The organism is Buchnera aphidicola (Cavariella theobaldi) (genome assembly GCF_964059165.1).
GTDB lineage: Bacteria > Pseudomonadota > Gammaproteobacteria > Enterobacterales > Enterobacteriaceae > Buchnera > Buchnera aphidicola_BO.
Genome location: NZ_OZ060413.1, coordinates 531,781 through 551,413 on the forward strand (window position 1 = coordinate 531,781; position 19,633 = coordinate 551,413).

Annotated in this window: 22 protein-coding genes and 2 tRNA genes; 12 read left to right on the plus strand and 12 right to left on the minus strand. The window is 25.0% G+C overall.

Annotation, left to right across the window (positions count from 1 at the left end; all coding sequences use genetic code 11):
* Positions 1–201: 201 nt before the first annotated feature.
* Entirely contained in the window at positions 202–777 is a 576-nt protein-coding gene (locus tag AB4W59_RS02440; protein ID WP_367673060.1) for an NfuA family Fe-S biogenesis protein, read from the minus strand.
* 102 nt (positions 778–879) lie between these two features.
* On the opposite strand from AB4W59_RS02440, the gene bioH reads away from it, so the two are divergent.
* The gene (gene bioH / locus AB4W59_RS02445) at positions 880–1,656 is read left to right on the plus strand and encodes a pimeloyl-ACP methyl ester esterase BioH (RefSeq protein WP_367673061.1); all 777 of its coding nucleotides are present in this window, start codon (positions 880–882) and stop codon (positions 1,654–1,656) included.
* Between the two features lie 62 nt (positions 1,657–1,718).
* On the opposite strand, the gene AB4W59_RS02450 is transcribed toward bioH, so the two are convergent.
* Positions 1,719–2,234, minus strand: coding sequence for a single-stranded DNA-binding protein (locus AB4W59_RS02450; RefSeq protein ID WP_367673062.1), 516 nt, complete (start codon positions 2,232–2,234; stop codon positions 1,719–1,721).
* A gap of 175 nt (positions 2,235–2,409) precedes the next feature.
* Here AB4W59_RS02450 and dusA point away from each other — a divergent pair, with 175 nt between their 5' ends.
* The 6 genes from dusA to hemW all read left to right on the plus strand — a co-directional run bounded on the left by dusA (position 2,410) and on the right by hemW (position 8,366).
* On the plus strand, positions 2,410–3,438 hold the full coding sequence (gene dusA, locus AB4W59_RS02455) for a tRNA dihydrouridine(20/20a) synthase DusA (RefSeq protein ID WP_367673063.1): 1,029 nt from the start codon (positions 2,410–2,412) through the stop codon (positions 3,436–3,438).
* A gap of 142 nt (positions 3,439–3,580) precedes the next feature.
* Positions 3,581–4,960, plus strand: a complete 1,380-nt coding sequence (gene dnaB, locus AB4W59_RS02460; protein ID WP_367673064.1) for a replicative DNA helicase — start codon at positions 3,581–3,583, stop codon at positions 4,958–4,960.
* 121 nt (positions 4,961–5,081) lie between these two features.
* Positions 5,082–6,059, plus strand: a complete 978-nt coding sequence (gshB, locus tag AB4W59_RS02465) for a glutathione synthase (RefSeq protein WP_367673065.1) — start codon at positions 5,082–5,084, stop codon at positions 6,057–6,059.
* Positions 6,060–6,063: 4 nt separating this feature from the next.
* A complete protein-coding gene (gene ruvX, locus AB4W59_RS02470; protein WP_367673066.1) occupies positions 6,064–6,474 on the plus strand; it encodes a Holliday junction resolvase RuvX in 411 nt (136 codons plus the stop codon).
* A 129-nt stretch (positions 6,475–6,603) separates the two neighbouring features.
* Positions 6,604–7,200, plus strand: coding sequence for a YggS family pyridoxal phosphate-dependent enzyme (locus AB4W59_RS02475; protein ID WP_367673352.1), 597 nt, complete (start codon positions 6,604–6,606; stop codon positions 7,198–7,200).
* Positions 7,201–7,235: 35 nt separating this feature from the next.
* On the plus strand, positions 7,236–8,366 hold the full coding sequence (gene hemW / locus AB4W59_RS02480; RefSeq protein ID WP_367673067.1) for a radical SAM family heme chaperone HemW: 1,131 nt from the start codon (positions 7,236–7,238) through the stop codon (positions 8,364–8,366).
* A gap of 10 nt (positions 8,367–8,376) precedes the next feature.
* On the opposite strand, the gene trmB is transcribed toward hemW, so the two are convergent.
* Positions 8,377–9,099 (minus strand): tRNA (guanosine(46)-N7)-methyltransferase TrmB, encoded by a 723-nt coding sequence (trmB, locus tag AB4W59_RS02485; protein WP_367673068.1) that lies wholly within the window; start codon positions 9,097–9,099, stop codon positions 8,377–8,379.
* Positions 9,100–9,170: 71 nt separating this feature from the next.
* On the opposite strand from trmB, the gene mutY reads away from it, so the two are divergent.
* Both mutY and AB4W59_RS02495 read left to right on the plus strand, forming a co-directional pair.
* Positions 9,171–10,208: an A/G-specific adenine glycosylase gene (gene mutY, locus AB4W59_RS02490; protein ID WP_367673069.1), complete on the plus strand. Its 1,038-nt coding sequence runs from the start codon at positions 9,171–9,173 to the stop codon at positions 10,206–10,208.
* Between the two features lie 10 nt (positions 10,209–10,218).
* Positions 10,219–10,455 carry an oxidative damage protection protein gene (locus AB4W59_RS02495; protein ID WP_367673070.1) on the plus strand — a complete coding sequence of 79 codons (237 nt, stop codon included), beginning with the start codon at positions 10,219–10,221 and terminating at the stop codon, positions 10,453–10,455.
* 75 nt (positions 10,456–10,530) lie between these two features.
* Here the strand turns inward: AB4W59_RS02495 and sbcB are convergent, their stop codons facing one another.
* Entirely contained in the window at positions 10,531–11,955 is a 1,425-nt protein-coding gene (gene sbcB / locus AB4W59_RS02500; protein WP_367673071.1) for an exodeoxyribonuclease I, read from the minus strand.
* A gap of 102 nt (positions 11,956–12,057) precedes the next feature.
* Here sbcB and AB4W59_RS02505 point away from each other — a divergent pair, with 102 nt between their 5' ends.
* Entirely contained in the window at positions 12,058–12,366 is a 309-nt protein-coding gene (locus tag AB4W59_RS02505; RefSeq protein WP_367673072.1) for a DUF496 family protein, read from the plus strand.
* A gap of 9 nt (positions 12,367–12,375) precedes the next feature.
* Here AB4W59_RS02505 and AB4W59_RS02510 read toward each other — a convergent pair.
* Positions 12,376–12,448, minus strand: a tRNA-Asn gene (locus tag AB4W59_RS02510).
* Positions 12,449–12,581: 133 nt separating this feature from the next.
* Here AB4W59_RS02510 and AB4W59_RS02515 point away from each other — a divergent pair.
* A tRNA-Ile gene (locus tag AB4W59_RS02515) sits at positions 12,582–12,654 on the plus strand.
* A 47-nt stretch (positions 12,655–12,701) separates the two neighbouring features.
* Entirely contained in the window at positions 12,702–13,355 is a 654-nt protein-coding gene (gene pyrE / locus AB4W59_RS02520) for an orotate phosphoribosyltransferase (protein ID WP_367673073.1), read from the plus strand.
* A gap of 7 nt (positions 13,356–13,362) precedes the next feature.
* On the opposite strand, the gene dut is transcribed toward pyrE, so the two are convergent.
* From dut to AB4W59_RS02555, 7 genes are all read right to left on the minus strand, one after another.
* Positions 13,363–13,818 (minus strand): dUTP diphosphatase, encoded by a 456-nt coding sequence (gene dut / locus AB4W59_RS02525; protein WP_367673353.1) that lies wholly within the window; start codon positions 13,816–13,818, stop codon positions 13,363–13,365.
* Between the two features lie 32 nt (positions 13,819–13,850).
* Complete coding sequence (cysQ, locus tag AB4W59_RS02530) at positions 13,851–14,591, minus strand: 3'(2'),5'-bisphosphate nucleotidase CysQ (RefSeq protein WP_367673354.1); 741 nt, start codon at positions 14,589–14,591, stop codon at positions 13,851–13,853.
* 54 nt (positions 14,592–14,645) lie between these two features.
* Positions 14,646–15,098 (minus strand): 50S ribosomal protein L9, encoded by a 453-nt coding sequence (gene rplI / locus AB4W59_RS02535; protein WP_367673074.1) that lies wholly within the window; start codon positions 15,096–15,098, stop codon positions 14,646–14,648.
* Between the two features lie 36 nt (positions 15,099–15,134).
* Positions 15,135–15,362: a 30S ribosomal protein S18 gene (rpsR, locus tag AB4W59_RS02540; protein ID WP_367673075.1), complete on the minus strand. Its 228-nt coding sequence runs from the start codon at positions 15,360–15,362 to the stop codon at positions 15,135–15,137.
* Positions 15,363–15,452: 90 nt separating this feature from the next.
* Positions 15,453–15,809: a 30S ribosomal protein S6 gene (rpsF, locus tag AB4W59_RS02545; RefSeq protein ID WP_367673076.1), complete on the minus strand. Its 357-nt coding sequence runs from the start codon at positions 15,807–15,809 to the stop codon at positions 15,453–15,455.
* Positions 15,810–15,954: 145 nt separating this feature from the next.
* Positions 15,955–18,150, minus strand: a complete 2,196-nt coding sequence (gene rnr, locus AB4W59_RS02550) for a ribonuclease R (protein WP_367673355.1) — start codon at positions 18,148–18,150, stop codon at positions 15,955–15,957.
* A gap of 180 nt (positions 18,151–18,330) precedes the next feature.
* Positions 18,331–19,626: an adenylosuccinate synthase gene (locus tag AB4W59_RS02555; RefSeq protein ID WP_367673077.1), complete on the minus strand. Its 1,296-nt coding sequence runs from the start codon at positions 19,624–19,626 to the stop codon at positions 18,331–18,333.
* Between the last annotated feature and the right edge of the window lie 7 nt (positions 19,627–19,633).

Genomic DNA, 19,633 nt, shown 5'->3' on the forward strand with positions numbered 1-19,633 from the left:
TAAATATCGTATTATATTTTATAATAAAATATATGTCATATAAGAATAATATTTACAAAAATGTTATAATTAATATATTGTATTAAAGATAATAAATACAAGATAAAATAATTAAAAAATATCATATTAAAGATTGAAAAAAACTAACCGAATAATTTATTATACATAATAACAAATATAATTTTAAATCAATGATAAATATTAATAGAAAGAATGATTTCCATGAAAATGTTCTGTACTATCCACAATTTTTTTTAATTCAGGAAAATTTAACATTAATTTTTTTTCAATCATTTCTTTTAAGGTAATTTTACTCATCGAACAACCATTACAACCACCATAAAACCGTATAAACACAATATTATCTTGATCAATTTTTAATAATTCAACACGACCACGATGAGATAATAAATAAGGATTAATTTCTTTCTGTAAAAAATTTTCAACTTTTTTCTCTAATACAGAATATTTTTTTAAATTATTAGTTTTTGCATAAGGTGCTTTGAAAGTTAATTGCGACCCTAATTTATCGGTAATAAGGTCAATTTCGGCATTCTTGAAATATGGTGAAAGAGATCTGTCAACATAAATATAAAAATTTTTATATTTTAATTTAATATCTGATAACTCAACTTCATGCTGTAAACAATACGCAACACCACATTCAGCATAAGAAGTTCCAGGATTTGTAATAAATGCACGTATATGAGTTCCAATGGGTTCTGTTGATAAAAGTGATAAAAAATGATTTTGTGCATTCAAAGAAACAGTAATCATAATAAATTTATTTATATAATATGGATAAAAAAATAATTAATAATTTTACTTATATATTAAAGTAAATACAAGTAGAAGATTACATTTTAAAAAATAAAAAATATGAAAAATTTTTCTTGGAAAATTACAGGAACTGGCAAAATTAATTTAATTCTATTACATGGCTGGGGAATAAACTCAAAAATATGGTATTATATTGTACAAGAATTAAAAATTTTTTTTAAAATACATTTAATTGATTTTCCTGGATTCGGAAAAAACAAAAATTTACACCCCTTGCATATTGACGATATTATCAATTTATTACATACTTATATGCCAAAAAATGCTATCTGGATAGGATGGTCTATAGGTGGTCTCATTGCAAGTCAATACGCATTGAAATACCCTATGAATATTTTAGGAATTATTACTGTATCTTCTTCACCTTGTTTTTTATCAAAGAAAAATTGGCCTGGGATAAAAAAAAATTTTTTAGATATTTTATGTAAAAATCTGATAACAAATTATTATAAAACAATAAACAATTTTTTATCTTATAATACTATTCATACATTGCAATCGACGCAAGAAATAAATATATTAAAAAATATATTGCTTTCACAACCAAAACCTTCTTTAAATACAATAAAATATGGTTTAAACACATTATGTACAAGTGATTTGTGTTTACAAATAAGATATATTAAAAAACCTTTTTTACGAATATATGGCAATCTTGATGTTTTGGTACCTATAAAAATAGCATATATATTAAATAATCAATGTTTATATTCCAGCTCTATTATCATAAATAATGCCAGTCATTTACCTTTTATTTCACATAAAAAAATTTTTTGTTTATATTTGTTAAAATTTGTAAAAAAAATTACTGACTAACATCGTAATATGGCCCCAAACAATATTGGGGCTTGTAAAATCATAAAATTAAAAAAATAATTTTAAAATGGAATGTCGTCATCAAAATCTATTTCCGAAGATGTATTTAATAATGATTTATCATCTTTATATTGCTCTTCATGTTTTAACGTATTATTTTTTTCTAATTTTTTAGATTTCAATCTTTTAGTTTGACTATCATTGGATGCAAAAGAATTTGAACTGGTATTTCGATTACCAAGCATTTGCATTGTACCTCCAATATTAACAATTACTTCTGTAGTATATCGTTCTAAGCCATTTTGATCTTGCCACTTTCTTGTTTGCAAAGATCCTTCAATATAAACTTGAGAACCTTTTCGAAGATATTCGCCAGCGATTTCGGCTAATTTTCCAAATAAAACAATCCTATGCCACTCAGTTTTTTCTTTGTTCTCCCCAGAATTTTTGTCTTTCCAATTTTCGGAAGTAGCTAGCGTCATATTAACAACGGCATTTCCATTTGGCATATAACGCACTTCAGGATCTTGTCCCAAGTGACCGATTAAAATAACTTTATTTACACCTCGACTCGCCATAATACAAACTCCATTTCTAAAACTTTAATATTTATATATTGACAATAAAATTTTAAAATTAATTAATATACAAAAAACATCAATATATAATATATACTAAAATAGTTTTTATAATAAAACATTAAATTTTACATTATGAGAATATTTTATTTAAAATATTTCACATTTCTATTATATGAATTCTATAAATAAATTTTATAATCATGAATACACTAAAAAAAAAGTAAATACAAATTATCACCGTTTTTCTATTGCACCTATGTTGAATTATACAGATAAAGACTGTCGGTATTTTTATCGTCAAATGACAAAAAAATCTTTACTATATACTGAAATGATTACTACTAATTCTATTTTAAATAAAAAAATAGAAAAATTAATATATAATCGTCCTGTTGAAAACCCAATTTCCATACAGTTGGCCGGTAGAAATCCTATAGATTTTGCAAAATGCGCTCAAATTGCTAGCATGATGGGATATAATGAAATAAATTTAAATATTGGTTGTCCTTCTATAAATATGCAAAAAGCCGGCTATGGTGTATGTTTAATGAAAGAACCACATGTAGTTATAAGCTGTATCAATGCCATTGATAATACTGTTAACCTTCCTATTAGCATTAAAATTCGAACTGGTGTTGATGATAAAATCAGTTATTTTTTTCTTAAAGACTTTATTAACAAAATTTCTACAAATACTAATTGTAAAATTTTTATTATTCATGCTCGTGCAGCATGGTTATTAGGAATAAATACAAGACAAAATAGAAATTTACCCAAATTGCAATATCATTTTGTATATCAAATTAAACAGGATTTTCCACATTTAAAAATTGTTATCAATGGAGGAATCAATTCTCTAAAAGAAGCAATAATGCATTTATCCCATGTTGACGGAGTTATGCTTGGACGTGCAATTTACAAAAATCCCTCCATTTTAACAACTGTAGATCAAAAAATATTTTATTGTAAAAATAAAAATTACGATATTATTCAATCTATAAAAAATATGCTTCCTTATATTGAAAAAAATATACTTATAAAAAAGTTTAATAAAAAAATTTTTAAACATATGTCAGGCGCATTTTATAACTCACCAGGCTCACAGATATGGAAAAAAAAAATAAACGCACTACAAAAAGAAAATAACATAAAATCAGAAATCAATAAAACACTAGCATTAATATCTATTTTATACAATTAATTACACTATTTAAATTAGTATTATTAAAAATAATATTACAAGATATAGAAATCAATATAAATGCTGTTTACAAAATATAACGGTTGTAATGTTACGATGTAATTTCAAGATCATTTAATAAATACTGGTATATGCAATAAATATGGCTAAAAATAAATTATATATAAATCAAATTAACAGATTAAAAATTCCGCCTCATTCTTTAGAAGCTGAACAATCTGTTTTAGGTGGTTTAATGTTAGATAATGAACAATGGGATATTGTATCAGAGCATGTGGTTGCAGATGATTTTTTTAGCAAACCCCATCGTTTAATATTTCAAGAAATGCAAAAATTATTAGATCTTGGACATCCTATTGATTTAATTACACTTTCTGAATCTTTAGAACAAAAAGGCAAATTAGAAAGTGTAGGTCGATTTTCTTACTTGGCTGAATTATCAAAAAATACTCCCAGCACAGCAAATATTACAGCATATGCGGATATAGTAAGAGAACGTGCAATAGTAAGAGAAATGATATCAGTGGCTAATAAAATAGCAAATGCAGGATATGATACAAAAGGTCGAAAAAGTGAGGAACTTTTAGATTATGCTGAATCTAGTGTTTTTAAAATTGCAGAAAAAAGATTTAAAAAAGATTCTGGACCAAAAAATGTTGAACAAATACTTGATCAAACAGTGGCTAGTATTGAAAAATTATTTTTATCACCTCATGATGGGGTTACAGGAATTAATACAGGTTACCATGATTTAAATAAAAAAACATCAGGCTTACAACCATCTGAATTAATTATCATTGCTGCTAGACCTTCTATGGGAAAAACAACATTTGCTATGAATTTATGTGAAAATGCTGCGATGATTTATGACAAACCCGTCTTAATTTTTAGTTTAGAAATGCCTGGAGAACAGATAATGATGCGTATGCTTGCATCTTTATCAAGAGTTAATCAAACACGCATTCGCACAGGAAAACTCAATGATGAAGATTGGTCACGTATGTCAGGTACAATTAATGTATTATTAAAAAAGAAAAATATTTATATTGATGATTCTTCCGCTTTAACTCCTAGTGAAGTGCGTTCTCGAGCCCGTCGTATCTATCGCGAACATAATGGATTGACTTTAATTATGGTTGATTATTTACAATTAATGAGAGTACCATCTCTATCCGATAATCGTACGTTAGAAATTGCGGAAATTTCAAGAATGTTAAAATCACTAGCTAAAGAATTGCAAGTTCCTGTCATCGCATTATCACAATTGAATCGTTCTTTAGAGCAAAGATCAGATAAAAGACCAGTTAATTCAGATTTAAGAGAGTCAGGTTCACTAGAACAAGATGCTGATTTAATTATGTTTATATATCGTGATGAGATTTATCATGAAAATAGCGATTTTAAAGGAGTGGCTGAAATTATTATAGGAAAACAAAGAAATGGACCTATTGGTACAGTATGCTTAACATTTAATGGGCATTGGTCTCGATTTGATAATTATTCAGGTTCTAAATATGATTAAAATCATATCACATATAAGAAATATTTTCGAATATTATAAAAGATAATAAATATAATTTTAGTTGACTAAAAAGTATTAGTTTTGAATAATAACATATATTAAATATCTATTGTTAATGATTATGATAATACAAAAAAATAAAAAAATGCGCTTAAAAATTGGTATAGTGATGGATTCTATTTCTTCCATTAATATTGAAAAAGACTCTAGTTTTGCCATTTTACTTGAAGCACAAAATAGAGGTCATGATATTTATTATATGGAGATAAATGATTTGTATTTATTCAATGAACAAGCTTTTTCTAAAGTACGTTTATTACAAATTAAAAAAAATAAAAATAAATGGTTTGAATTTACAAAACAGAAAGATATTAAACTAAATGATCTACATGCTATTTTTATGCGTAAAGATCCTCCATTTAATACTGAGTTTATTTATGCTACTTACATCCTTGAAAATGCTGAAAAAAATGGTGTTATGATTATTAATAAACCTCAAAGTTTACGAAACTATAATGAAAAAATATTTATATCATTCTTTCCCGAACTGATTCCTAATACTTTAGTTACAAGGAATATAAACAGAATACAAACATTTTGGCAAAAAAACAAAGACATTATTTTAAAACCACTTGATGCCATGGGAGGCAATAGCATTTTTCGGATTCAGAAAAATGATCCAAATTTTTCTGTTATCGCAGAAACTATGACTCATTACGAAAAAAAATACTGTATGGCACAAACTTATCTGCCAGATATTAAATATGGTGATAAAAGAATTTTAATCATTAATGGAAATCCTATACCTTGGTGTCTCAATAGAATTCCAAAAAAGGGTGAAACAAGAGCTAATCTAGCAGCTGGTGGATTGCCACAAATACAAAAATTAACTGAAAAAGATTGGGAAATTTCTCATCTTGTCTCCCCTTTTTTGAAAAAAAAAGGATTAATTTTTGTCGGATTAGATGTTATCGGGGATAAATTAACAGAAATAAATATTACTAGTCCTACAGGAATTTGTGAAATTGAATCAAAAAAAAATATTTCTATTACAGGTATGCTAATTGATTATATAGAAAAAAAAATACATAAAAGATAAAATTATGATAATATTAGCATTTGATTTTGGAACAAAAAAAATGGGAGTAGCTGTAGGAGAGCAAATAATTAAAAAAGCTCGCGCATTAAGTGTATTATCTATGAAAAATGGACAGCCCGATTGGATAATTATAAAAAAATTATTAAAATATTGGGATCCTAAAATAATTATTGTTGGTCTTCCGTTAAATATTAATGGTACAAAACAAAATATTACACAACAATCAGAAATATTTGCCTGTAAAATACAACACAAATTCAATATACCTGTAGAAATGCATGATGAACGCTTTACAACAGTTGAAGCAAGATCTATTATTTTTAAAAAAGGAGGGTTTAAAGCATTAAAAAAAAAACGAATAGATTCTACAGCAGCCGTTATTATATTAGAAAGTTGGTTAGAAAAATTTTCTTAATAATAATATATCATTATCTTTTTAACAACATGTAAATAAAATGAATAATATACAACATAATCTTAATACTTTAAAAAAAAAATTAAGAATATTATTATTAAAAACAATATCACACCTAAAAAAATTACAATTGTAGCAGTAAGTAAAAAACAAGATATTATTCAAATAAAAAAAGCTATTGCATTGGGACAGTATCAATTTGGAGAAAACTATATTCAAGAAAGTGTAGAAAAAATTCATCAATTAAAAGATAATAAAAAAATTGTTTGGCATTTTATTGGAAAATTACAATCTAATAAAACAAAAATAGTTGCTGAAAATTTTTCTTGGTGCCAGTCTATTGATCGAAAAAAAATAGCTGTTTTATTAAATAAGTATCGATCACACAATATGCCTCCTATTAATGTTTTAATACAAATCAATATTTCTAATGAATGCACAAAAAATGGTATTAATTCTGCGGACTGCTATTCTCTTGCTCAAATGATTTCATTGATGCCGAATTTAAAATTACGCGGCATTATGGCTCTTCCTTCAAAAAAAAAAAATATTATAGATAAAAAAATAGATTATACAAAAATTAGTATAATTTTTCACAAATTACAAAAAAAATATAGTTCAATAGATACTTTATCATTGGGTACTAGCTTTGATATAGAAGAATCATTAATAGCTAATAGTAATATGATAAGAATTGGACATGCTATTTTTAATCATAAAAAATAAAAGATATATTCTCGATAGGACAGTAAAACAAAAATATGTTTAAATTAATACCTATGAGTCTTTATATACATATTCCTTGGTGCTTAAAAAAATGTGAATACTGTGATTTTAATGTATATGTGAAAAAAAATGATATTCCAGAGCATGAATATATACAACATTTGTTACAAGATTTAGAAATAGATTTAAAATTAATTGATAATAGAGAAATACAAACTATTTTCATAGGTGGAGGTACACCAAGTTTGTTTCAAAATAAATTTATACAAAAATTAATTCAGGGCATTAAAAAAAGAGCATTACTATCTAATTCCATTGAAATTAGTATAGAAGCGAATCCAAAAAAAATTGAAACAAAAAATTTTATTCATTATCGAGAATCGGGAATTAATCGATTATCTTTGGGTATACAAACATTTAATGAAAAATATCTTAAAGTACTTGGAAGAGCATATAATACAGAAGAAGCAATTGACTCTCTAGAAATAGCGCAAAAAGTGTTCAATAATGTCAACATAGATATTATGTATGGATTACCATCACAATCCTTTAATGATGCATTGTTAGATGTACATCATGCTATTCATTATAATCCATCACATATATCTTGGTATCAACTTATGATAGAACCCAATACAATTTTTTACGCAAAAAAAATATCTGTACCTAAAGAAAATATGATACTAAAAACGTGTTATCAGGGAGATAAATTACTTAAAAAATCAGGTTATAAAAAATATGAAATATCATCTTATTCAAAACCTAATTATATATGTAAACATAATCTAAATTACTGGAGTTTTGGAGATTATATAGGAATAGGGTGTGGTGCTCACGGCAAAATTACAACAAAAAATGGTACAATTATTAGAACAGTAAAAAATAAAAACCCCTATGGTTTTATGCAAGGTAATTATACGGTCTCTGCACATACAGTTTCTCGTAAAGATATTATATTTGAATATTTTATGAATACTTTTAGATTATATAATCCCATCTCAAAAAAAAAATTTACAGAGCAAACAAAAATATGCGAAAAAAAAATAAAAAAATATATTGATATAGCCATTCAAGAAGGGTATTTAATTGATACATTAAAGTATTGGAATACAACAAAAAAGGGGAAAAAATTTCTTAACTCACTACTAGAAATTTTTTTATCTTAAATGATTCATTTTAATCAGTCAAAATTTTAAACATTAAATCAAAAATTGTATTACCTAAAAGAAATCCTTTTTTCTCAAATTTAGTCACAGGTCGATAAGCAGGACGATGAATAAAATCATTAGTATCTGATATATTAATACATTCAGGAAAATTTTGCATCATCCTTAATATGTCATCAGCATATGATTTTGAATCAGTTGCAATATGTAAAAAACCACCATTTTTAATTTTTTTTAAAATCAATATTAAAAATGTTGTTTGTATCATTCTTCTTTTTCGATGACGCATTTTTGGCCAAGGATCAGGAAAAAAAATTTGAATCGTATGTAATGTATGATCAAAAATCATTCTACTTAAAACTTCAATAGCATCATAATAAATAATTTTTAAATTAGTGAGATTAGCAGAAAAAGAATAATTTAAACACGAACCTATACCTGGTTTATGAACTTCAATACCTAAAAAATTAATATTAGGATAATTTATGGCAGTGTCTACTAAAGATTTACCTGTACCAAATCCAATTTCTAATATAATTGGATGATAGTTATTATATATAGAATTCAAATTTAATGGTTCAGATTGAAAATCTATACCAAAAAATGACCAATATTTTTTTATAGATTTTAATTGAGAAGAGGTTATGCGACCTTTTCGGCATACAAAACTGCGAATTTGACGCAAAAATTTACCATTATTATTATATTGAGGAGTTATAATATTATTTTTCATATGTAATAAAATTTGATTGAAAGTAAAATATGTCTATATAATGTTTTATTTAAAAATAGAGCTATATTATAATGACAAAATATGTTTTTTCACAGTTAATTTTAAATTGGTATCATATCAATGGAAGAAAAAATCTTCCATGGCAAAAAAATAAAACATTATATACAGTATGGATATCAGAAGTAATGTTACAGCAGACTACTGTTAATGCTGTTATTCCATATTTTAAAAAATTCATGTCAAGATTTCCTAATATTAAAAATTTAAGTAAAAGTTCATTAGATGACATATTATATTTATGGAGTGGATTAGGATACTATGCTAGAGCCATCAACATATACAAATCAGCAAAAATAATTAAAAATAAATATAACAATAAATTTCCTGAACAGTTTTCAGAAGTTATAAAATTACCAGGAATAGGAAAAACAACAGCCGGCGCTATTTTATCATTATCATTAAATTTTTTTTTTCCTATTTTAGATGGAAACATAAAAAGAATTATAAGACGATACTATGGCATAGAAACACTTTTAAGCAATGCAGAAACAGAAAAAAAACTATGGAAAATTATTCAATCCATTACACCTATACATCATACTAATAAATTTAACCAAGGTATGATGGACATAGGATCTTTACTATGCAAACCTATATCACCAAAATGTGATATTTGTCCATTAAATAGATTTTGTATCGCATTTAAAAAGAAAAATTGGAGACAGTATACTATTCATAAAAAAAAAAACAACAATAATAAAAAAAAATCTTGGTTTGTTATCATTAAAAATGATCATTATATATGGCTAGAAAGAAATATAAAAAACAACATTTGGAAAAATCTTTTTTGCTTTCCAAATTTTGAAAAAAAAAATAAAGCGATACAATGGTTAAAAGAAAATAATATAAAACAAACACATAAAAGGATAGAATCTTTTTTTCATGAGTTTAGTCATTTTAAATTGCATATTCAAGGTCTTATAATTGAATTATCTTTCAAAAAAAACATTTTCTATAATAATCAAGGTATTTGGTATAATATAAAAAAACCTCAACATATAGGATTATCTCATCCTATACAAAAAATTATTAACAATATGAAAATATAAAGGATAAAAAATGAACCGCATTATTTTTTGTGAATTTTTGCAAAAAGAATCTGAAGGACAAGATTTTCAATGTTATCCAGGATCTATCGGAAAAAAAATTTATGAAACCATTTCCAAACATGCTTGGAAACAATGGTTATCTCATCAAACCATTCTAATCAATGAAAATAAACTAAATATGTTTAATATCGAAGATCGTAAAAAAATAGAAAAAAAAATGGAATTATTTTTATTTAAAAAAAAATAAAAATTTTATGTATTAAAAATTTTTGTAATAAAAAGATTATATAATATTCTAATTCATTACTTGAAAAATATTTATTTATTTTTCAGGATAATTTTTAGTAATATAAAAAAAATAATTTAATATTTCTTGCAGTAATAAAATTTTATTTTTATCATGCAAATATTCTTGATATAAAAGATTTATTTTGTTTTTGTATTCTTTTAAAAATTGATTATTAAATATGTTTCGACAATGATCAAACCATAACTTTTTTTCATTATCACATAAAGAATAAAAAAAATTACGCGCACGATAACGAAAAAAAATTTCTTTTAAACGACTGTCATGAAAATTAATAAAACTGTTTTTTAAAGAATTAACATGAGTATTTCTTATTTGATTAATTAAAATTTTATCATAAGAATCAAAAAAAGCATTATATATTTGAGTATCCACATTTACAGAAAGTTCATTTTTATTTTTTTTAGATAAAAATGCTTGAATTTTTTTAAAAATATTAATATTTTTTTTTAATAAATTAATATTTTTCTTATATATTGAATAATTCCAATTTAACCGATCGAAATCTATTATACGCAATACTTGAATAGGTGCTAACATTGGGCAACGATTAAAATATAATAACTTTATTCCTAAGTTAAATAATTTTTTTAATATATCCACTTCTAATTTAGTATTGTTAACTAGAATAATTAACTCTTGAACGTTTGCAAATAAATCAATAGAAATTAATATATTAGAATTATTTTTATCCCAAATAATAGGCATAATACAACTAATATTATTACGTACTGCACCAAAAACAGATGAAATATAAACTAAAGGTGTTAATTCCGGAATATTGATTAATGTGTATAATTTTTTTTTTACTCTATGTGTAAAAAAAAAATTAAACAATTTAGGTTGTTTTTTTTTTACTAATTTTGCTATTTCAATGGTAGCATAAACATCTGAAATAGCATTATGAGCATTAAGGTGCGTAATATCATTTAATCTAGTAAGATCAGATAACTTAAAACTAGGTAATCCTAACTTATTTTTAGGCCATTGAATACCATTAGGCCTTAATGCATAACATGCTCGTAATAAACTCAATATATCCCATCGAGTATTATTATTTTTCCAACTCCATTCATAAGGATCAAAAAAATTTCGATAAAATATATTACGAGTAATTTCATCATCAAAATTAATATTATTATAACCTAATATGCACGTATTAGATTGCATAAAAATTTTATAGATTTTTTTAGAAAAATAATATTCATTAACACCGTTTTTTTTTGTATACTGAGGAGTAATTTGAGTAATAAGAATAGATTCCGGATCAGGTAAATAATCATCTGGAGGAAAACAGTAAAAACAATTTGGATTATCAATGATATTTAAGTTCATATCTGTTCTAATACATGCAAATTGAGCTGGTTTATCTAAATATGGATTTGTTCCAAATGTTTCATAATCATAAAATAAAAAAGTTTGTAAATTATTGAATTTCATTTATTATTGTTTATGTCTGAATAATATTTACGCATAAAATTAATTATTTATTTCTTTAAAATACACTATATCGTATATTAAATATAAAGGTATTTCTAAAATATGACTGATATCAAAAAATCATTTAAAAACGTATTAGATTTTGTGCATAAATTTAGAAGAAAAAATAAAATAAAAAGAGAAATTTGTGACATCGAAAAAAAAATTAGAGATAATCAGACTAGAATTTTGCTTTTACATAATATGAATCAATATATCACTCTAGATATGAATCCTGAAGAAATCAAAAAAATCATTTTTACTATGAAAAATGATTATGAAGATAGAGTAGATGACTATATTATTAAAATTGCTGAATTATCGACAGAAAAAAAGATTTTATCAAAAGATTTAAAATTAATGATTAAGTAAATATTTTTTCTCCTCCGACTGGATTCGAACCAGTGACATACGGATTAACAGTCCGCCGTTCTACCAACTGAACTACAGAGGAATATAAATAGATATAGCAAAAATTTGTTCATATGTCAATTATATATAAATATAATTTTATTAAAATAAAAAACAAAAGAGTACTAGATTATTAGAAGAAATTGTTCTATAGTAAACATAGAAAAAAAATTAACGGCCCCTTAGCTCAGTGGTAAGAGCAAGCGACTCATAATCGCTGGGTCGCTGGTTCAAATCCAGCAGGGGCCAATAAAACATTTAAAAATTTTTATTTAACAAATATTTTACGGATAAAAATGGACGATAAAGAAAAATGTATTGAATTTTCTTTAAAAAAGAAAGCTTTAACATTTGGAAAATTTAAACTTAAATCAGGGAGAATTAGTCCGTATTTTTTTAATTCCGGTTTAATATCTAATGGAAAAAATATTTTAAAGATAGGATTATTTTATGCCAATATTATAATACATTCAAAAATAAAATTTGATATCTTATTTGGTACAGCATATAAGGGAATTCCCATAGTCATAGCCACTTCTATCGCATTGAGCCATTATTATAACATTAATATTCCATATGCTTTTAATAGAAAAGAAAAAAAAATATACGGCGAAAAAGGCATATTGATAGGAAAAAAAATAAAAAATAAAAAAGTGATTATATTAGATGATGTCATAACATCAGGGGTATCTATATATCAATCTTGTAATATTATAGAAGAACAAGGTGGAAAAATTTCTTCCATATTTGTTTTATTAGATCGAAAAGAAAAAAGAGACAGAATACCATGTAACAATACAAAAAATTATAATAATTATAAAATTCATTCGATCATGACAATAGAAGAAATAATATCACATCTTATAAAAAATAAAAAAATGATACAACATATACCAGATTTAAAAAAATATATTCAACAATATGGTATAAATGAAAAATTTATAATATAATTATATTTTAGACTCCAGAATGACCAAATCCTTTATTAGCACGTATACTTTCTTTAAAATCCTCTACTATATTAAAATTAGGACGTATTATTGGCACAAATACTATTTGAGCTATTCTATCACCTGGCATAATACAAAAATCTTTTATACTACGATTCCACATAGATATCATAATTTCACCCTGATAATCTGAATCTACTAAACCGACTAAATTACCTAATACAATACCTTTTTTATGCCCTAAGCCAGATCTCGGTAAAATTAATGCTGTAATATATGGATTCGAAATATGTATAGCTATTCCTGTAGGAACTAAAATAGTTTTTTTTGATTTTAATTTAATCTTCTGTTTAATACAAGCTCGTAAATCTAAACCAGATGAACCGGTTGTTGCATATGTCGGCAATAAAGAGAAATTTTTTATACATGAATTTATAATTTTTATTTCAATTGTATTCATAATAATATTTTTATTTTCTTAAAATCATATAAAATTTATTGTGCACGTGCACAAAAACCAGGATTAATAAAAGAAGAAGATAATTTATAAGTTAATTCTTTTTCTGTCCATGTTTTTACTATACCACCAGAAGCAATGACGATAGCATGACCAGCCGCTGTATCCCAAATACTTGTATTTCCAAATCGAGGATATATTTGAGCTTGACCATCTGCTATATAACAAAATTTTAATGAAGAACCTATTTTTTTAACAGTATGTTTACCTAGATTATTTAAATAATTATCTGTTTTTTTATCAAAATGTGAACGACTAACAACTACTAATGGTGGTGTAGAATTAACAGCTTGAATTTTTTTTCTAATACCATGTATTTCTTTCCACGCTTTTTGATACATAGAAAAATATAAAAAATCAAAAAAAGGAGCATATATTACACCAATTACTGGAATATTATTTTTTACTAAGCTAATATTGACTGTAAAATCTCCATTATTATTCAAAAACTCTTTTGTTCCATCTAATGGATCAATCAACCAATAATCTTGATAATTATAATATGATGAAATATTATCTGAATCTTCTTCTGATATGATAGGAATATTAGGTGTTATTAATAAAAGCGTTTTTTTAATGATATTATTTGCTTCATAATCTACATTCGTTACTGGAGTATTATCAGTTTTATAAAAAATTTTTATTAATTTTTTATGCAGATAAAAATTCATAATTAGATGACCAGTATCACGAGCTAATTTGCAAATTTTTTCTAATATTATCATTTTTATATTATCCATATATATATATATTACTTAAGAAATAATATAAAATTAATTTTTTGATATAATTCGAACGATAAATGTTTCAAATATTTTAAGGTGAGGTTGAAATATTACTTCATGCTCTCCAATTGTTCGTAAAGTACCACGAGGTAATTTAATCTCTTTTTTATTAAGTTTAAAACCTAATAATGTTAATTCTTTAATAATACTTTTAGAACCTATTGAACCAAAAATTTTTCCTTTATTACCCGCTTTGGATAATATCGTAATAGATTGTATATTTTTAATCTTTTCAGCTCTTTCTTTAGCTATTATCAATTTATTAATCTTCTCTTTTTCTAAAGCTAAACGTTGTGCTTCAAAAGACTCAATATTTTTTTTATTAGCTAAAATAGCTTTTCCTTGAGGAATTAAAAAATTTCTTGCATAACCAGATTTGACTTTTACACGAGAACCTGGATGTCCTAATTTATTTATTTTGGATAGAAGAATGATATCCATTATTATTCTCTTTTTTTAGTATTATATTGATATAATTTAATGATGTTGATCAGTATATGGAATTAAAGAGAGATATCGCGCTCTTTTAATAGCTTTGGCTAATTGCCTTTGATATTTTGCTCTTGTACCTGTAATACGACTAGGAACAATTTTCCCATTTTCTGTGATATAATTCTTTAATATTGTAATATCTTTATAATCTATTTCTTTAATTCCCTCTGCAGTGAAACGACAAAATTTACGACGACGAAAATAGCGTGCCATTAATTTTTCTCCGATATTAAAATTATAGAAGTAAGAAATGTAATAAATTTTATGTTAAATAATATATTATTTTTTAATACAGGAAAATTACTATTCACTATGGATTGGACTTTTATCCTTTTTATCATCTTTATTTTTCATCATGGGTGAAGATTCTACTATAGCTTTTTTAACATACATTATCATATTTCGGATAATAGCATTGTTAAAACGAAAATCTCTTTCCAATTGATGAATAATTTCAGGAAATACTTCTATATTCATTAAAATATAATGTGCTTTATGTAATTTATTAATCGAATAAGATAACTGACGTCTTCCCCAATCTTCTAATCGATGTATAATTCCGGAATTATCATGAATAATTTTTTTATAATTTTCAATTATTATTGGAACTTTTTCACTTTGATCGGGATGAACCATAAAAATGATTTCGTAATGACGCATAAAACAAGATCCTTATAACATATATTTTTTAAAATAGTTGCTCATAAAATATTTAAAAAAATTTTTAAAAATATCTTAAGTATTATATATGGTATTTTAATTTTCATAAAAAATCAATATAATTTCATATGTTTACAGGTAAACTTTAATAAGATATGCATAAAGATAATTCTATTTTACGCTCATGCGAATTTATTGCTATTACCTTAACGTCTAATGAATCGCCAAGGCGATAAGTTTTTTTATGAGACTTACCAATTAATCTTAAACGAAGAGAATCAAAATAATAATAATCATCACTTAATGTTTTAATATGTACTAATCCATCAATAAATAATGAATTTAAACGCACAAATAATCCAAATGAAGTAACATTAGAAATCACACCTTTTAATATATGACCAATTTTTTTCTGCATAAAATCGCATTTTAACCAATCAATTACATCACGAACGGCATTATCCGCACGTCTTTCTGTCATAGAACAATGAATACCTAATCTTTCAGCTTCTTTCAAATTAATTAAATTAATATTATAGATATGATTTTTATTAAAAAATATTTTTTTTTCTTTTAAAATTAAAAATTTAATAACTCTATGTACTAAAAGATCTGGATATCGTCTTATTGGAGAAGTAAAGTGCACATAACTTGATAAACATAATCCAAAATGTCCGCGATTTTCTGGAGAATATACAGCTTGCTTCATAGATCGTAATAACATATTTTGAATTATCTCATAATCAGAGCGATAAGATGATTTTTTCAACAAATTAGAATAATGAATAGATTCTGGTATATCGCCGCCACATAATTTTAATCCTAATTCTTTTAAAAAAAAACGAAAACTAATAATGTTATTATTACTTGGTTTATCATGATTACGAAATAAAACAGGATATTTATATTTTTTTACTAAGAATGATGAAGCAATATTCGCTAATATCATACAAGATTCAATAAATTTATGTACATCATGGCGAATATTTTGATAAATTTTATGAATTCGTAAATTAGAATCTAAAATAAATTTTGGTTCTATATTTTCAAAATCAATATTTTTTTTATCAAATTTATACATATTAAATACTTTTTGTAAATGAAAAAGATTTATAATATATTTTAATTCTTTTTTATACTTTGTGCAGAGTAATACATCACCATTCCATATTTTTAAAATCTGATTATAAGTGAATCGTCCATGGGAAGATATTATTGCTTCATAATGTTTATAACTTATTAACGCGCCTTTAGAAGATAAATGCATTTGACACACCAAGCATAAACGTTCTACATGAGGATTCAAAGAGCATAAATCTATTGATATTTTTTCGGGTAACATGGGAATTACTCGTGAGGGAAAATATATAGAATTTCCTCTCTCTGATGCTATTTTATCTAATGCAGTGTTTGGTTTCACATAAGCGCTAACATCTGCAATAGCCACCCATAAATCCCATTCTTCTTCGGTATTAATTTTTTTTTTACAAAAAATAGCATCGTCAAAATCGCGAGCATCTTCATCATCAATAGTAAAAAATGGAAGATGTCTTAAGTCTGCACGATTTTTTCTATCATTATGACTAATAGTATTTTTTATATTTAATAATTGATTCCTAACTTCTAAGGACCATTGATCTGGAATAGAATGTGTACGTAATGCTATTTCTATAGCTAAATTCGTACCCATTTTTTCTCCTAATATTTCTACTATTAATCCCTCCGCTTGATACTTATTGCGAGGATATTTTTTTAATTGTACTACCACAATAGATCCATCGAGAATATCTTTTTTCACATTAGTTATAACATAAATTTTAAAATTAAAACGAACGTCATCTGGAATAACAAAATTTTTTTTATTATTGACATAATATCTACCCACTATTAAATTATTATTGGGTTTTAATATTTTTAATATTTTTGCTGAACTACGCCCTTTTCTGTCAGTATCAATAATATAAGCTGACACAACATCACCATGAATACATAGTTTCATTTGTTCTACTGATAACCAAAGATCATCTTGCAATGTTTCTGTTCGTAGAAAACCATAACCATCTCTATGACCTATTACTGTTCCATGTATAATTTGTAGTTTTTCTGGAATGGTATAACATTTGTTACTAATATAAACAATTTGTCTATCTCTTTCCATAGCTCTTAACCTTCGACGCAACGCTTTTCGTCCTTCTTTATTATTTATATTAAAAATGTTTTCTAATTTTTTTAGAGTAATAAAATCTATATTTTTTTTTAACCAGGATATAATATATTCACGACTCGGGATGGGATTTTTATATTTTTTAGCTTCTCTTTTTTGGTAGGGATCTACTACCATACGCACTTCTCCATTAATATTATTATATAATATATATATAAAAGACATTATGAAATAATAAGAGCAATTTCGATTTCTATTACAAATAGTAATAAAATGAATATTTTATTTGCAATATTTAATATTGCATTTTTATAAATACTTTATAAATAAAATTATTATAAATATATCTTGAAAATTTTAAATAGGAGTAAAATCTTTAATAAAAATAGTATGCAAACGATCAGGACCAGTCGAAATGATACTAATAGGAGTATTTGTTAATTCTTCTATACGATGTATGTACCTTTGAGCTTCATTAGGAAGATCTTTTAACTTTGTGACACCTTTTGTTTTTTGCATCCATCCTGGATGTGTTTCATATATTGGACGCATATTTTGCAAATGATACATAGAAGGATATTTAATAACTTCTAAAGTTTGAATATTTTTATATGCTATACAAATTTTTATTTCTTTTAATCCATCCAATACATCTAATTTAGTTAAACATAAAGATGATAAAGAATTTAAATATATTGCACGACATAATAGAACTATATCCAACCAACCGGTACGTCTCTTACGTCCAGTCGTAGAGCCAAATTCGTGACCGTAATAAGATAAATGTTTGTCAACATCATCAAATAATTCTGTAGGAAATGGACCATTTCCTACTCGAGTAGAGTATGCTTTTGTTATTCCTAATATATAATCTAAATGTTTTGGACCCACCCCTGTTCCGGTCATAATTCCACCTACAGTACTATTAGATGAAGTAACATATGGATATGTTCCATGATCTACATCTAAAAAACTACCTTGAGCTCCTTCAAAAATAATATTTTTTCTATTTTTAACTGTATTGTGAAGCATATCTGTAGTATCTTGAATCATATCATGACAAAAATCTATTACCGGTAATAATTCTTTAATAATATCTTTATAATACATCATAGGCTGATTATAAAAGGATATAAATTGATGATTATAATAATCTAATATTTTTTCTAATTTGACAGATAGTATTTTTATATCCTTCAAATCACCACATAGTATAGAACAACGTGATATTTTATCTTCATATGCCGGGCCAATTCCTCGCCCAGTTGTACCTAATGCATTCAATCCTAATTTTTTTTCGCGAGCTATATCCATCGCGACATGATATTTTAATATTAAAGGTGACATATCAGAAATAAAAAGACGATTTTTTATATGAAAACCAAGGTTTTCTAACATATCTACTTCTTGAAACAATGCGAAAGGAGATAATACTACACCATGAGCAATAATACCAATAACATCATCACGTAATAATCCCGATGGAACTAAATGAAGAACAATTTTTTTTCCATCTATTACCAATGTATGACCTGCATTATGTCCACCTTGATATCTTACCACATATGAATTTTTTGAAGTTAAAACATCAACTATTTTACCTTTTCCTTCATCACCCCATTGCGTGCCTAATATAACTATATTTTTATTCATCTTATAT